Origin of the sequence: Paenibacillus sp. HGF5 (assembly GCF_000204455.1) — a bacterium.
Classification (GTDB): domain Bacteria; phylum Bacillota; class Bacilli; order Paenibacillales; family Paenibacillaceae; genus Paenibacillus_AQ; species Paenibacillus_AQ lautus_A.
The window spans coordinates 132,340-146,741 of the sequence record NZ_AEXS01000067.1 but is presented as its reverse complement, the minus strand read 5'-3'; the positions used below and the strand labels follow the sequence as shown (position 1 = coordinate 146,741).

13 protein-coding genes are annotated in these 14,402 nt (G+C 52.7%); 10 read left to right on the top strand and 3 right to left on the bottom strand.

The genetic code is table 11. From position 1 onward, the window contains the following. The first annotated feature begins 10 nt into the window (after positions 1–10). From HMPREF9412_RS11720 to HMPREF9412_RS11695, 7 genes are all read left to right on the top strand, one after another. Positions 11–679 (top strand): response regulator transcription factor, encoded by a 669-nt coding sequence (locus tag HMPREF9412_RS11720; protein ID WP_009591585.1) that lies wholly within the window; start codon positions 11–13, stop codon positions 677–679. Positions 680–901: 222 nt separating this feature from the next. After that, positions 902–1,030: a hypothetical protein gene (locus HMPREF9412_RS33585; protein WP_009591659.1), complete on the top strand. Its 129-nt coding sequence runs from the start codon at positions 902–904 to the stop codon at positions 1,028–1,030. Then, a complete protein-coding gene (locus HMPREF9412_RS11715) occupies positions 1,030–3,018 on the top strand; it encodes a methyl-accepting chemotaxis protein (protein ID WP_009591722.1) in 1,989 nt (662 codons plus the stop codon). Before HMPREF9412_RS33585 ends, HMPREF9412_RS11715 begins: the two co-directional genes overlap by 1 nt. Positions 3,019–3,175: 157 nt before the next feature. Continuing rightward, the gene (locus tag HMPREF9412_RS11710) at positions 3,176–4,093 is read left to right on the top strand and encodes an AraC family transcriptional regulator (protein ID WP_009591629.1); all 918 of its coding nucleotides are present in this window, start codon (positions 3,176–3,178) and stop codon (positions 4,091–4,093) included. 107 nt (positions 4,094–4,200) lie between these two features. Next, entirely contained in the window at positions 4,201–5,700 is a 1,500-nt protein-coding gene (locus HMPREF9412_RS11705; RefSeq protein WP_009591729.1) for an alpha-glucosidase/alpha-galactosidase, read from the top strand. Positions 5,701–5,973: 273 nt separating this feature from the next. Further along, complete coding sequence (gene ald, locus HMPREF9412_RS11700) at positions 5,974–7,092, top strand: alanine dehydrogenase (protein WP_009591645.1); 1,119 nt, start codon at positions 5,974–5,976, stop codon at positions 7,090–7,092. Positions 7,093–7,277: 185 nt separating this feature from the next. Continuing rightward, complete coding sequence (locus HMPREF9412_RS11695; protein ID WP_009591685.1) at positions 7,278–9,884, top strand: TPM domain-containing protein; 2,607 nt, start codon at positions 7,278–7,280, stop codon at positions 9,882–9,884. Positions 9,885–9,900: 16 nt separating this feature from the next. On the opposite strand, the gene HMPREF9412_RS11690 is transcribed toward HMPREF9412_RS11695, so the two are convergent. Next, positions 9,901–10,461 (bottom strand): DUF1273 domain-containing protein, encoded by a 561-nt coding sequence (locus HMPREF9412_RS11690; protein ID WP_009591650.1) that lies wholly within the window; start codon positions 10,459–10,461, stop codon positions 9,901–9,903. Between the two features lie 125 nt (positions 10,462–10,586). On the opposite strand from HMPREF9412_RS11690, the gene HMPREF9412_RS11685 reads away from it, so the two are divergent. Then, positions 10,587–11,465 carry a DUF6612 family protein gene (locus HMPREF9412_RS11685; RefSeq protein ID WP_009591735.1) on the top strand — a complete coding sequence of 293 codons (879 nt, stop codon included), beginning with the start codon at positions 10,587–10,589 and terminating at the stop codon, positions 11,463–11,465. 235 nt (positions 11,466–11,700) lie between these two features. Here the strand turns inward: HMPREF9412_RS11685 and HMPREF9412_RS11680 are convergent, their stop codons facing one another. Together HMPREF9412_RS11680 and HMPREF9412_RS11675 are read right to left on the bottom strand one after the other, a co-directional pair. Beyond that, positions 11,701–12,669 carry a DUF4871 domain-containing protein gene (locus HMPREF9412_RS11680; protein WP_009591682.1) on the bottom strand — a complete coding sequence of 323 codons (969 nt, stop codon included), beginning with the start codon at positions 12,667–12,669 and terminating at the stop codon, positions 11,701–11,703. Further along, positions 12,666–13,184, bottom strand: a complete 519-nt coding sequence (locus HMPREF9412_RS11675; protein WP_009591721.1) for an RNA polymerase sigma factor — start codon at positions 13,182–13,184, stop codon at positions 12,666–12,668. The genes HMPREF9412_RS11680 and HMPREF9412_RS11675 overlap by 4 nt, the downstream gene beginning before the upstream one ends. A 155-nt stretch (positions 13,185–13,339) precedes the next feature. Here HMPREF9412_RS11675 and HMPREF9412_RS11670 point away from each other — a divergent pair, with 155 nt between their 5' ends. Both HMPREF9412_RS11670 and HMPREF9412_RS11665 read left to right on the top strand, forming a co-directional pair. Continuing rightward, complete coding sequence (locus HMPREF9412_RS11670; protein ID WP_009591702.1) at positions 13,340–13,843, top strand: hypothetical protein; 504 nt, start codon at positions 13,340–13,342, stop codon at positions 13,841–13,843. Positions 13,844–13,884: 41 nt separating this feature from the next. Further along, entirely contained in the window at positions 13,885–14,400 is a 516-nt protein-coding gene (locus HMPREF9412_RS11665; RefSeq protein WP_009591661.1) for a mismatch-specific DNA-glycosylase, read from the top strand. The last annotated feature ends 2 nt before the right edge of the window (positions 14,401–14,402 follow it).

Genomic DNA, 14,402 nt, shown 5'->3' with positions numbered 1-14,402 from the left:
CATGAGGGTTATGAAGATCGATATTTTATTGGTGGATGACCATCCCTCGGTGATGGAGGGAACCAAGGTGCTGCTCGAACAGGAAAAGGATATGTTCGTCAAGCTTGCGAATACGCCGGAGCGCGCGCTGGAACTGGTCAATACGGAGCGCTTTGACGTGATGCTGATCGATATGCATATGCCGGGGATAAACGGAATCGATTTGGCCAAGCAGATCCTCCGGATCGCTCCGAACGCGGTGATGCTGATCTATACGGGCTTTGAAGTCAGCAATCATTTTAACCTGATCATGGAGGCGGGACTGGCTGGTTTTGTCTCGAAAACGTCAGGCAAAGAGCAGCTGGTGACGGCCGTTCGGTGTGCGCTGCGAGGCGAAGTGGTTCTTCCGTTGACACTTGTGAAGCAGCTCCGCCGCGTGACCGCGAATGGCCCGGAACGGACGGCGGGTGCGCCGGCAGCCCAGTCTATAACCGATAAAGAATACAGCATTCTCAAGGAAATCGCTCGGGGAAAGAGCAATAAGGAAATTGCGGGGACGGTTATTATGAGCCAGCGTTCGCTGGAGTACTGCTTAACCAACCTGTTTCAAAAGTTGAATGTGAAGTCACGCATAGAGGCTGCGCTGAAAGCGAAGCAAATGGGGATTCTGTCGGATTCCGATTTTGTCCAGATGAGCTGATAAACTCGGTCTTTTTTCTATAAGTTCAGACGATATCAAAAAGCATGTTTCGACATGATTCCTATTCATTTCGTAAAGATTCGACAATAAACCGCAAAGGCATCCCGCAAAATTCTTGCGTGAGCACGCAAGAGAATTTCGGTTACGAACGGTAAGCAAGTGTATATGCTTATGTTACTGGATGGATATAGTCTGTAAGTAGGAAGGATGGTAACTCGCGGCATGACAAAGGACCTATTTGAATATGGCGTCGATGATCTCTTGTCACGGGAAGAGATTGAGGAAGTTTTGGCGCAGCTTGAAGAAGAGTGGAATGATTTAACAGCCGGAAGAAGCGAGGGTGACTCATAATGAAACGATGGAAATCTTTGTTTGCGATGAAACTTCAAAGTCGCATGCTGCTTATTATTTTGGGAGCAATCACAATATTTTTAGGCAGCATGATGACCTATATCAGCATGACGACAACGGAAGAAGCTCTCGATTCGGCCAAGACGCTTGCAGTGACAACGAGTGAGAAGATCGGCGCGCTGGTTCAGGCCGAGCTTGACGATGTCATGAACTCTGCACGTACTTTGGCCGTAAGCTTCGTTGGCATGAAAGAGACCGACACAACGAATCGTCAAGCCGTTAATGAAATATTGAGAAGAAACCTGGAGGATAATCCGTCCTGGAAAGGAATCTGGACGTTATGGGAGCCGGATGCTTTTGACGGCCGGGATAACGATTACCGAAACAAACTCGGCAGCGATCATTCGGGACGCATGATGTCCTACTGGGCAAGGACGGAAGCAGGTCTGGAGCGTTCGATTATAGAGGATTACGAGCAGGAAGGGGAAGGCGACTTCTATCTTCTGGCGAAGAACAGCGGCAAAGAGATCATTATGGATCCGTACGAGTTCAAAGTAGGCAACGAGGATGTCATGATGACGTCGCTCGTCGTGCCGATTATCGATAACGGCAAGACCGTCGGCGTAGTGGGCGTCGATATATCCCTCGCACATCTGCAAAGCGTCATGGAGCAATTCCGATTATTTGATACGGGGTATGCGCATATTTATTCGAATACCGGCGTGATCGTAACGTCGCCGGAGGACGGATTGATGGGACAGAAGCTGGAAGAAGCCTATCCTGGCAAGACGGTTCCTCTCATACTGGATGCCATTCGGGAAGGGGATGTCTATACCGAGGAAGACACCGCTCTGTACAAGCTGTATACGCCGATTAAGACCGGATTGACCGAAACGCCATGGTCGGCTGCCATCATTATTCCGATGGACGAGATTACCGCGAATTCGGATGCCTTGATCATCTCCATCATAGCGGCAGGCGTGATCACCTTGGCAGCCTTGGCGGCCATCGTAATCCTGTTAACGAGATCCATCGTGAAACCGCTGGGCGTTTCTGTAGCGATCGGCGAATCCATGTCCAAGGGAGATTTCACGAAGGAGGTTCCGGCGGATTATCTTCGCAGGGCGGATGAAATCGGAACGCTGTCCCGGGTATTCGCTCAACTGCTGGAGAGCATGAGGGAAATGATAGGCAAAGTGAATATGAATGCATCCTCGGTTGCCGCCGCTTCGCAGCAGCTGTCGGCCGGTGCCGAGGAGCTTGCGGTGGGCAGCAGCAGCCAAGCTGAATCCGTGCAAACGGTCAGCGAATTGTTTCAGGAATGGTCCAATGCCATCAATTCCGTTGCAAGCGATGCATCGGCAGCGTCCGAGCTCGTGAACCAGACTTCCGGGATTGCAGCGGAAGGCAGCGGAATCGTCCAGCAGTCGGTGGAAGGCATGAATCGGATACGCGAGCATGTTGCCAAGCTAGAGACAGACTCCCAGCGGATCGGCGAAATCATCGAGGTAATCGACGATATCGCCAAGCAGACCAATCTGCTTGCGCTCAACGCCACGATCGAGGCTGCACGCGCAGGGGATCAAGGGAGAGGGTTCGCCGTGGTGGCGGATGAGGTGCGCAAACTTGCCGAACGAAGCGGAGGAGCCACGAAGCAGATTGCCGACATTATCAAAGGCATGCAGAAGAATACGGCCGATAGCGTGGAGGCGGTGCATCAGGGCGTCATCCATACGGAAAAAGCCGGCGAAGCCTTTGCCCATATTACAAGCATGGTGAACGAGTCGGCAGGCAAAGTCATGGATATTGCCGCCGCCAGCGAGGAGCAGGCGGCCCAGGCCGCCGAGGTGGCGACGGCGATCGAGACGATCTCTTCGTCCACCGAGGAAACGGCGGCTACAAGCGAGGAATCGGCTGCAACGGCACAATCGCTTGCCGAGCTTGCCGAAGAGTTGAACCATACCGTCTCCGCTTTCAAAATCTCGTAGCACCACTGCCATAATGATGATAAGCTTGGCCTAAGGGCCAGGCTTTTTTATATGCGCGTAGCCGTGGTCACCGAGTTCTGTAAGTTTATGGCGTCGATGGGCGTTTTTTATAAACCGAATGCTGTTCTGCTTATGACAAAGGGGAGGAGGAGTGGTTGTGAACGGCAGCTTGTTTCAGCAAATGCTGGAAGAGGGGGATTATGTCCCGCGCTTTTATGCCTATTATTATAAACAGTGGATGAATTATGAAATGCCCTACCATCAGCATGATTCAACCGAAATCATGTATATGATTTCCGGAGTATGCCGGATTGACGTGAAGGCAGGCGATACGGAGAAGAGCGTCATTTTGAAGAAAGGAGAATTCATGGTGCTGGATGCCGGTGTTCCGCATCGGTTAATCGTGGATCAGGCAGCCTCATGCCGAATGCTGAACGTGGAATTCGGTTCTATGGAAAGTGAAGGGAAGGCGCCATCTTTAAGGCATATCGTCGGAGAAGAAGAAGAGGTATCTTTTCTCTTAAAGCGGCCGTTCCGCTATTTGGTTCTGGCTGATCAGGAGGAGGTATATCCGGTGCTGAAAAGCCTTGTGCTTGAGCTCGATCAGAGAGGTACCGACGGCAGGATGATGACGCATGCGTTGTTTATACAGCTGCTGGTATGCATCGCCCGTTTGTATGAAGAAAGAGAACGCAGCGACATGCAGCAGAGCGACTTCTATATTAAACGCAGCGTCGATTATTTGCATCAGAACTATGACCGCCAGATTCAGGTGAAGGACGTAGCTGCGGAAGTGAATCTGCATCCCGGCTATTTGCACCGGGTATTCCGCAGAGGGACAGGCAGGACGATAACCGAGTACCTGACAACGATCCGAATGGAAAAGGCCAAGATGCTGCTGGAGCAGACGGATATCCCCATCCATGAAATATCGGATTATGTGGGTGTGGGCAGCAGGCAATATTTTCATATGTTATTCAAGAAGTATACAGGCAGCACGCCGGTGGAATATCGTCTTCGGAAAGACCGGAATGCCTGGAACTACGGTGAAGACGATGTCGAAGATAAGAAGTGAGGATTTTTGACTCCGAAGGGTCCAAGAGGTCATGATTTTGATAACGCTTACCGCCCCTCCATTGCTACAATGGGTACAATCTAATTAGTAGCTTAGGAGAGGATAAAATGTCATTTAAGGTTGCTTTTATCGGAGCGGGAAGCATCGGCTTTACCCGGGGGATTCTGCGCGATTTGCTGACCGTACCGGAGTTCCGTGATATCGAGGTCGCTTTCACCGACATCAGCCGGCATAACCTGGAGATGGTCACGGAATTATGTCAGCGGGACATTAATGAGAACGGGCTGTCGATTGCGATCCAGTCCACCACGGATCGAAGGCAGGCACTGCAGGATGCCAAATACGTCATTTGCACCATCCGCGTGGGCGGTCTGGAGGCATTCCGCACGGATGTGGACATTCCGCTAAAATACGGCATCGATCAGTGCGTGGGCGACACGCTCTGCGCAGGAGGCATCATGTACGGCCAGCGGGGAATCCCCGAGATGCTGAACATCTGCCGGGATATTCGCGAGGTGTGCGCGCCCGATGTCCTGCTGCTGAATTACTCGAATCCGATGGCCATGCTGACATGGGCATGCAATCAGTATGGAGGCGTACGGACGGTGGGTTTATGCCATGGCGTGCAGCATGGGCACCACCAGATTGCCGAGGTTTACGGTTTAAAGAAACAGGACGTCGATATTGTCTGTGCCGGAATCAATCATCAGACTTGGTATATTCAAGCTTCGCATCAAGGCAAGGACTTGACGGCCGGGCTGCTGGAGGCGTTCGAGCGCCATCCCGAATACAGCAGGACGGAGAAGGTCCGCATCGATATGCTCCGTCGTTTCGGATATTACAGCACCGAATCCAACGGCCATCTAAGCGAATACGTGCCTTGGTACCGCAAACGGCCGGAGGAAATTACGGAGTGGATTGATCTCAGCAGCTGGATCAACGGAGAGACGGGCGGGTATTTGCGAGTCTGCACCGAGGGGCGCAACTGGTTCGAGACCGATTTCCCGAACTGGATGAAGGATCCGGCAATGGAATTCAAGCCGGAGCACCGGGGAGAGGAGCACGGCTCCTACATCATTGAAGGCTTGGAGACCGGCAGGGTATACCGGGGACACTTTAATGTTGTGAATGAAGGCATTATCGCTAACCTGCCGGAGGATGCCGTCATCGAGGCACCGGGATACGTTGACCGCAACGGCATTTCCATGCCGCTTGTCGGGAATTTGCCTCTTGGCCCGGCTGCCGTATGCAGCGTAAGCATATCCGTTCAACGGCTGGCGGTTGAAGCGGCGGTTCATGGAGATGACAAGCTGCTTCGGCAGGCCTTTATGATGGATCCGCTGATCGGGGCGGTATGCAATCCGAAGGAAATCTGGCAGCTGGTCGATGAAATGCTGGTAGCCGGTGAAGCATGGCTTCCTCAGTATTCGGCTTCGATCGCCGAGGCGAAGGAACGCCTGGCGGCCGGCAATCTGATCCCGACCCGCTCGTATGAAGGAGCAGCCAGACTCAAGGTGAAAACGGTGGAGGAGATGCAGCTCGATCGGGAGAAAGCGAATAAAAACGCAGGTGAATCCGATAAAGGGAAAGATCGCGAAAAAGTGTAAGCTGATTGCACATCAGCGAAGGCAAGTCTTACATGTATACGCAAGTATGGTATCACTTCTGGCAGAGGATGGTATAACGGACAAAAATCCGTTATAATCCGTCTGCCGGGAGTGATTTTTTGTATGTCGTTCTTCTTGTCCCGGCATATACTACGGATATATAGATAAAAATTCGGATGGACAATCCCTGACCTTAGACAGGTACACAGTTTGGGTAAAAATGGGTACAATGCAATTAGATAGGCAAAGCTGACCACGAAGGAGGCCATGGGAATGATTATTGGAGTTCCCAAAGAAATCAAAAATAACGAAAACCGCGTAGGCATGACGCCGGGTACCGTTATCAGTTTCAGGAATGCCGGGCATGAAGTGCTTGTACAATCCGGAGCCGGTCTGGGGATCGGTTTTACCGATGAAGATTATGAGGCGGCCGGAGCCAAAGTGGTTGCAACGGCTGCGGAGGCTTGGAAAGCCGAGATGGTGGTGAAGGTAAAGGAACCCCTGCAGGAGGAATATGACTACTTCCAGGAGGAAATGATTCTATACACTTACCTGCACCTGGCCCCCGAACCGGAGCTGACCAAAGCGCTGGTGGACCGTAAGGTGAGCGCCGTTGCTTATGAAACGATACAGCTGGCGGATGGCAGCTTGCCGCTGCTGACCCCGATGAGCGAAGTGGCGGGAAGAATGTCCATTCAGATCGGGGCGCATTTCCTGGAGAAGGCGCATGGCGGCAAAGGCGTGCTGCTAAGCGGCGTCCCGGGGGTTGCACCTGGTAAGGTCGCCGTCATCGGAGGCGGCATCGTCGGCACCAATGCGGCACGAATTGCGCTGGGACTCGGTGCGGACGTCAGCATTCTTGATATTAATCCCGTCCGGCTTCGTCAGCTGGATGATCTCTTTCAAGGGCGGGTCAAAACGATCATGTCCGATCCGTATCACATTGCGGAAACGGTTAAGGCTGCCGATCTCGTCGTGGGTGCGGTGTTGATTCCCGGCGCCCGGGCTCCGCGCCTCGTCACGGAAGAGATGGTGAAAGAGATGAGCCCGGGATCGGTCATCGTGGACGTGGCGATTGATCAAGGAGGCTCGATCGAGACGATCGACCGGATCACCACTCATGATCATCCGACCTATGAAAAGTTTGGCGTCATCCACTATGCCGTTGCTAATATGCCGGGCGCCGTAGCCCGTACCTCCACCATGGCATTGACCAATGTAACGGCACCCTACGGGTTGAAAATAGCAAGCAAAGGAATCCGGTCTGCCGCCCGCCATGACAAGGCGCTGGCCAAGGGCATCAATGTCATCGGAGGCAAAGTGACCTATGGAGCCGTGGCGGCAGCTCATGGTTATGCGCATACCAGCATTGACGACTATCTGCTGGCATAGAGAAAACATGAAAAGAGCCATTTTTCAAAAATTTGACACGATACCAAGGTTTATTGCGTAAACCTTGGGGACGACCGATTTAGACGGACGTGGGCAAAGTTGAAAGATGGCTTTTTATGTTGGCTTGGATATCCGATATATATAGAAAGTTCATTTGTTTGTAGGAATGGGGGAGAAGGCTTGAAATGAAACGTATGCGATGGTTGATTGTCATGCTGGTTCTGATCATAGGGACCGGCACATCGGTATGGGCCGCGGGTATTCCGTCCAAACAAGGGCTGGTGCGAGATACGGCCGGCTTGTTTGATTCGTCGCAGCGGCAGTATTTGAGTAAAATCGCCAATGGGGAGCAGATCCATGTCTTTGTATTGACGGTTCCGGGTTTGGATGGTCAAAGTCCGACGGATTACGCCAATGCAGCGTACGATGCCTGGAATTTGGGCACGGCGGATGTTTTGCTGCTGATCTCTTCGGGTGATCGGAGCGTGGAATTCAATTTTAACAATCCGCGGCTGCAGCAAGCCATCGACGAATGGAGCAGGAATAAGGGGAAGGGTACCGGCAGTTCCGCCATAACCGCCATGCTGGACGCTTATTTCATACCGCATGCGAAAGAGGGAAGTTTCTCGAAGGCCAGCGCGAGCATGATCCACCAGGTCCATCGCCTGGCAGCTCTGCCTGCCGGTGAAGTTCCCGTTCAGGGAGATGATCGTAAGGCCGAAGCGGTATCACCGACACCCGAGAACAAGGGGAATGTCAAAACCACGGATGAAACAACCCGGTCAACGTCCACGGCAGATACTGCCGCTCCTCTGAAGATCGAGCTTCCGAAGCTCCCATGGATTGAAATGGTTGCTGGGGGATTGGGAATCACGCTAGTCTTTATGTTGATCAGGGGTTACCTTAAAAAGCGGAAACTGTCCATGATTTCGGAGCAGTTCGCTGAATTGCTGGTCAAATGCAACGCAAGTCTCGAGAAGGTAGGCGCCTATCAGGGGATTGCTCAAGGCAGGACAGGCAGAGCGGTGCAGGAAATCGCAGATCGTTTGTCCGAGTTTATGGTGGCTGCCGCAGAGAGTAGTACCGAGCTGCAGGAGACCCGGATTTTCATCCTGCGTTATGCTTCCATGGATGAAGCCATCCAGCGGTTTTCGAAAATCGCCGATCGGCTGGAGCATGGGATCAAGGCCGAAGATAACCGGATTACCGTCATCGAGCATGCCGATAAAACGGCGAAAGGGAGAACCACGGAGCTGCACGCGGATTACACGGTGCTTAAGCAAACCCTTGACCGGACAGCAGCCGATACGGGATATCCCTTCCCGATCTTGTACCAGGAGCTTGAAGGGCTGGAACAAGATATTCAGCACGCCGTCGAGCTCCAGCTGTTTGACCCGCTGGAGGCGCAGGAGGTTCTAAAGGCAGCCGAGCAGAAGCACTCCATGAGCAAGAGCAACATCGAAGACGTGGCTGTTTATGTTAAGGAAGCTCATGAATTTTCGGATCAGTCGGCGGCGATTCGCGCCGAGATTGTTAAAATCATAGAGACCCACCAGTTGTATCGGATCAAGGTCCGGCCTTTCGAGCGGCTGGATGATGCAAGGGAGCAGATGAACCAACTGGAAAATTATCTCCGACAAGGGAATATGGGTGAAGTTCGCAAGTCTTCGGAACGTGCGCACGCTATGCTGAAAGAGGCGCTGGGCATGACCAGACGGCAGGCGGAGCTGAGAAGGCAGAATCGAAACGATTTGGATCGGTTATACGGGCAAATACAACAATTTCATAACGAAAGCTCCGTGCTGCAATCGATGCTGAATCATTGCAGAAGCCAGTATGTGCCGAGGCATTGGCAAAGCTGGGAGCAGGCCTTGGCGAAGGAATCGCAGGGGGTCCGCATGGCGGACGGTAAACTTCCGGAGGCCGAACGCTTGACGCACGACGAGGTGCAGGAGTTCGAAGAGGCGAGCGAGATCATCGAGGACGAGTCAATGACGATGGCCCGCGTGCTGCAATGGGTACGGGAAATGAAGGAAACGCTTGAAGGCCTGGATGATCGGCTCCAGGCTGTACGCCATGAATTGGCGGCGGCTCAAGAAGTGTTTGTCAGTCAGCAGAAGACCCTGCAGATTCATAATGTAGTCACGAGCAACCACTCGCTTCTGTTAGGGCTGCCTGATTCATTTTGGAGAAATGTACAGACCGTGGGCGATGCGCTCTCATCCCCGTTGTATGACCTGGATTATCTGGAGAGCGCAGCGAGGAGCTGTACCCAGGAGGCCGAGCATTTTGCCTACGGGGTTCAAGACATTGTACGTCAGAAGGAGGAAGCCGAACGATTATCCGTGCAGGTCGAGCAGCGTTTCAAACAAGTTTCGCGGAGGGCCAGCAGGGGATTCAAGAAAAATTACAAGTCTTATCGGCTCCGGGTCGAGCAGTTGTTTGAGCAGGGGATGTATGCGGAAGCCTCGCATGAACTGTTGAATATCGCGGAATATATCGATCGGGTAGAGAGGGAGATTCGCCATCAGGAAATGCTGGAGCAGCAGCGCAGGGCGGCCCAGCAGCTCCAAAGAGCAGCCGATCAAGCGAGAAGAGCCGCGGCGGACGCCCGCAAAGCGGCAGCGCAGAGCAGCAGCCGGTCATCGGGCTCCAACTGGGGAAGCTCCTCCGGTTCCTCGCATTCCTCGCATTCCTCGGGCGGTTCCGGCTGGGGGGATTCGCCATCCGGAAATTCGTCCGGCGGATCAAGCTGGGACAATAACAATTCCTCCGGCGGATCGAAGTGGTAACCGGAGGGCAGCCGACCTAGTAATCATCCTGCGACATGCTCTCTTCGTCGGCAACCGCCTGGATTTCCTCGGAACCGATGCTGATGAAGCGGTAGCCGTCCGCGGCCTGCTTCTTCAGCGCGCGTTCTTTGATGAACCTGGGGCTGGCTTCGCCGCCGTCTTCGTCATACACGAGCAGAATGCCATCGGTTTTGCGGAGGAGCAAATCGTCTCTGGCCGTGAACTGCCATGGCCCCTGGTAGGGACTCTTGCTGACCGGCGCATAGAAGTCTACCCCCTTCATGACTTCCTGAAAATAAGCTTTTTTATCATCGTTCCATTGTTCTTCGGGATTCTGGTACGCCGTCAAAATGGAGCATTTCAGGTGAGGGTATTGGGACTTTAGTTCTATTGCCGCCTCAATGGCCCACAGGTCCACGCCGTATTGGCCGGGGGTGATTACCCACTGGAGGCCTTCCTCCAGAAGCGGAACCAGACGATTGGCGATCGCTTTGCGTATATAAGGAATGCCTTGATGTTTGTTATTGTAAATACCGAGCTCATGGGCTCGATATCCGGTAATCAGAATGTTTTCCAATCGAGCACGCCTCCTGAACAGAATTAGGTCTAGTGTACCTTTTTCGGAAATTTTGATCAACGGATGTTACAAATCGTATAGAATGGGTAAGTAATCCGGAATACATATTTTAGGAGGAAATTCGATTGAAGAAGTGGACGGCAGTATTACTAGGGGCAATTTTGGTTATGAGCATGACGGCATGCGGCAAAGACAACAAAGCAGCAGATGATGCCGCAACACCGCCTGCAGCGGAACAAGGGACGACGACTCCGGCAGAGACGCCGCCGGCTAAAGAAGAGCCGAAGGAGGAGGCTTTGCCAACCGCTGACGAGCTTCTTCAAAAATCGGCCGAAGCTTCGAAAAACTTGAAGAGCTTTGCCATGAAAGCCGATGTCAAGCAGCACATCGTTGTTGAAGGCGCAGAGAAACAGGAGCAAAACGTTGATATGTCGCTCGATTCGGAGCTTACGCTAGAGCCGGTGGAGATGATGCAGAACGTCGTGATGGATTCGCCGGAAGGCAAGGTCGAGATGAAGCAGTATATAACGGAAGACGGCATCTACATGCTCATGGATGGTCAATGGATGCAGGTTCCGAAGGAATCGGAGCAAGAGATCCGCGACAGCCTGGATCCGAGCAGTGCGAGTCCTGAGCAGCAGGTAGAGCAATTCAAGACCCTCGCTAAGGACTTCAAAGTAACGGAGGACGGAGACGCATACGTCCTGACGGCGGATGTCTCCGGCGACAATCTGAAGGAGCTTGCCAAGTCTATGATGAGCCAAGCGGGCAACGATCCGCAGATGGAAGCCATGATGGACCAAATGGATATCAAGAGCATTCATATTACTTATGGCGTGCAGAAGGAATCTTACCTGCCTGTAACAACGGATTTGGACATGGTGATGGCAATGGAAGCCGAGGGTCAGAAGGTATCCTTGGATATGAAAATGAAGAGCGCCTACTCCAAGCATAACGAAATCAGCAAGATCGAAGTGCCGAAGGAAGCATTGGAAGCGAAATAATGCGTATTGGCTGATGGAACAAGAGGAATATGAACCGTCATATTCCTCTTGAAAAAGGCTGCCCCGGTTCTCCGTAGATGTTCTACGGACCGGGGCAGCCTTATTTAATGGAATCCGTTTCATTTCAACGGCAGGGTCAAGGCAGCGGCTTCCTCCATGATTGCACGAGGAGGCTTGTCATGAGGCATGCTTGTGTTAAGGGTCCGCGGCTCATGTATCTTGCGGCTTCCCCAATTCAAGGTTTAGCAACTTCGACAATGACGCTGCCGAACAATTGATCGTCGATCGAGACCATAATGCGCCAAAGTCCAGACGAAGGAAGTAACATCGTTGTCGGCAATGAGGCATCGGCACCATTATGAGGATAAGGAGCGACGCGAGATTTAAATACATCGATGATTTCGGACGAATTTTGTTTCACGGCGGTGATGACCAGCTCCCCCGTTAATTCTTCGTCAAGCCCCCAGAAATGCCACATGTATTTGTTCGGCTTGCCAGCGATAAGGCCTGAGTGTATAAAGCCCAATCGTCCTTCGACGCCGGTCATGGCATAACTGCCGGACACGAAGCTCGGGCTCGGCTCCCAGCTGCCATCCGGAACATCGATAACGATATCGCCATATTTTTCGTTGTCCACCATCACGTCGAAACGCCATAAACCGGAAAGCGGCAGAGCGAAGCGGGAAGAAACTCGCGTCAAGTCATTGTAAGCCATATCGGAGGTAATCTCTGTCTCGGCAAGCTCCTCGATGGTAGTTCCCGTATCCCGGTGAACGGCGGATATGCTGATCGTTTTCCCTTCAAGCTCTTGGATCGGGGTTAATAAATTCCACCAGGCTCCGGCCGGAGAGCCCGCTGCAGTTTCCCCGCCCGGAAAAACCTGAAGCTTATCCACGCCATCCACCGTGTATACGCTGCGGGGAGTCCACTTGGCAGCGTATCCCCAGCCCTGGATGGGGATCATCCGTTGAAGCGCAGGGGACTCGCGCCATCCCCACGCCGCCGCTATGAGAAGCAGCGCCAATACGCCCGCGGTCATGCTGATAAGACGCGCTGGAGCTCTTCGTCGTTTACGGCTTAAGGAGCCGTTTGCGGCGCTCTGAGATACATCGGATTTCATCTTCGCGGTGAACATCGGCTCGTTGAACGGAGGGGAAGCAAGCTCCTGCATCCAATCCGGCTGCGGCTCTTGTTCGGTTTTCATGGGATATCCGCTCCTTTCAACATCGTTTCCATTCGGGCGCGCGCCCGGTGCAGTCTGGACTTGATCGTTCCTTCGGATAGGCCGAGCAGCTGGGCCATTTCTTTTCGCGGCAGCTGATAGTGGAATTCCAGAATCAGCACTTCCCGGTATTTGGGCGGCAGCTCCATCACGCATTTCCAGATCTGCGAGACGGCTGCGGCATCCATGAACTCTTTTTCCGCGGAAGGCTCGGTCTGCTTGGAGGTGATCCAGCCGGTTAAAGACACCCTTGTCATGAAGGAGGATTTGAGATAGTTCAGGGAAAGATTGCGGGTGATGGTTAACAGCCACGTTCTGACCGAGCTTCGGCCCTCAAAATCATTCCAGTGCTTATAAGCCCTAAGGAACACGTCCTGACTGATATCGTCCGCCGCATCTTTGCGTTTCGTTAAGAAGAACGCATAGTTCCACACGTCCTGGCCGAAGGACTCCATCCAGCCGCTCAGCAGCGTGCTTGGATCATTCACGGCTACCATAGATTTAAGGGTCTCCAATAGCATCACCTCGAATATTAGACAATCGAAACATGGATCGGTTCCCGAATTTCCCGCAAAAAATTTGAAACAATTTAACCTGCAAATCGTTGTATGAATAACAGGGATGCAGGAAATCGAGGAAGGGGAGCAGGGGCATGCATTTGTATTTTAAGGATAACTTTTTTAGCTCGGGGATGACAGATATTATGAATAGGGAAGGTCGTGTAATAGGAAGCTTGGACTTGAAGAGTGCTTTCGGCTCCTCGCTGGACGTGTATAACGCCGGGGGAGAGACCGTATGCAGCGGCTCGTTCCGATTCTTCTCGAACAAATGGAATATCACGGGCGGCAATGGGAAAGAACTGGGTCTGCTGCGCATGCGGATGAGTTTCTTTACGAAAAAATTCGAATACGATGCGGGGGCGCGTGGCGTGTATGAGATCACTTCGCCTGCCTTTTCCAATGAATATGAAATAACGGATGAGACCGGAAGGGGCATCGCCCAATTTTCCCGCATTAGCGGCTGGCTCCAAGCCGGAGCCTATCAGCTGCAGAATGAGAGCGATGTTCTCGATGACTGGGAGCTCGTTGCCGTCGTGATGGGCATTCACCAAATACGCAAACGCAACAATAGCGCTGCCGCATCGAGCTCTCATTAAACTTAAGGGAACCCAGATTAGATGATGAGGAGGAATCAAGCATGGACGAAGTCAGCGATCATCTGGATTATGGATTAACCCTTGTATTTATCGGCTTTAACCCGAGTCTGCGATCGGGCGAAGTGGGGCACCATTACGCAAACCCGCGCAACAATTTTTGGAGGATACTGCATAAGTCCGGTTTGACTCCACGCTTATATGAAGCCGCAGAGGACGGGGAACTGCTTAAACTGGGTTATGGATTCACCAATATTGTAGCCAGGCCCACCCGAGGCGCGGAAGACATTACCCGCGAAGAGTATAGGCTCGGAAGAGAGACGCTGCGGAAGAAGCTGGAGGAATACAGACCGGAGGTTGCCTGTTTTGTCGGCAAGGGCGTGTATACTGAATACAGCGGCAAGGCCAAGGCGGACTGGGGAATCCAGCCGGACTCCGTCGTAGACGGCGTCCATGGGTTTGTAGCTCCATCGTCCAGCGGGCTGGTGAGGATGCCCATGGATGAAATTATCGGAATTTACAGGCAGCTGTATGATTGGATAGCGAGGAACAAGTTCTGACT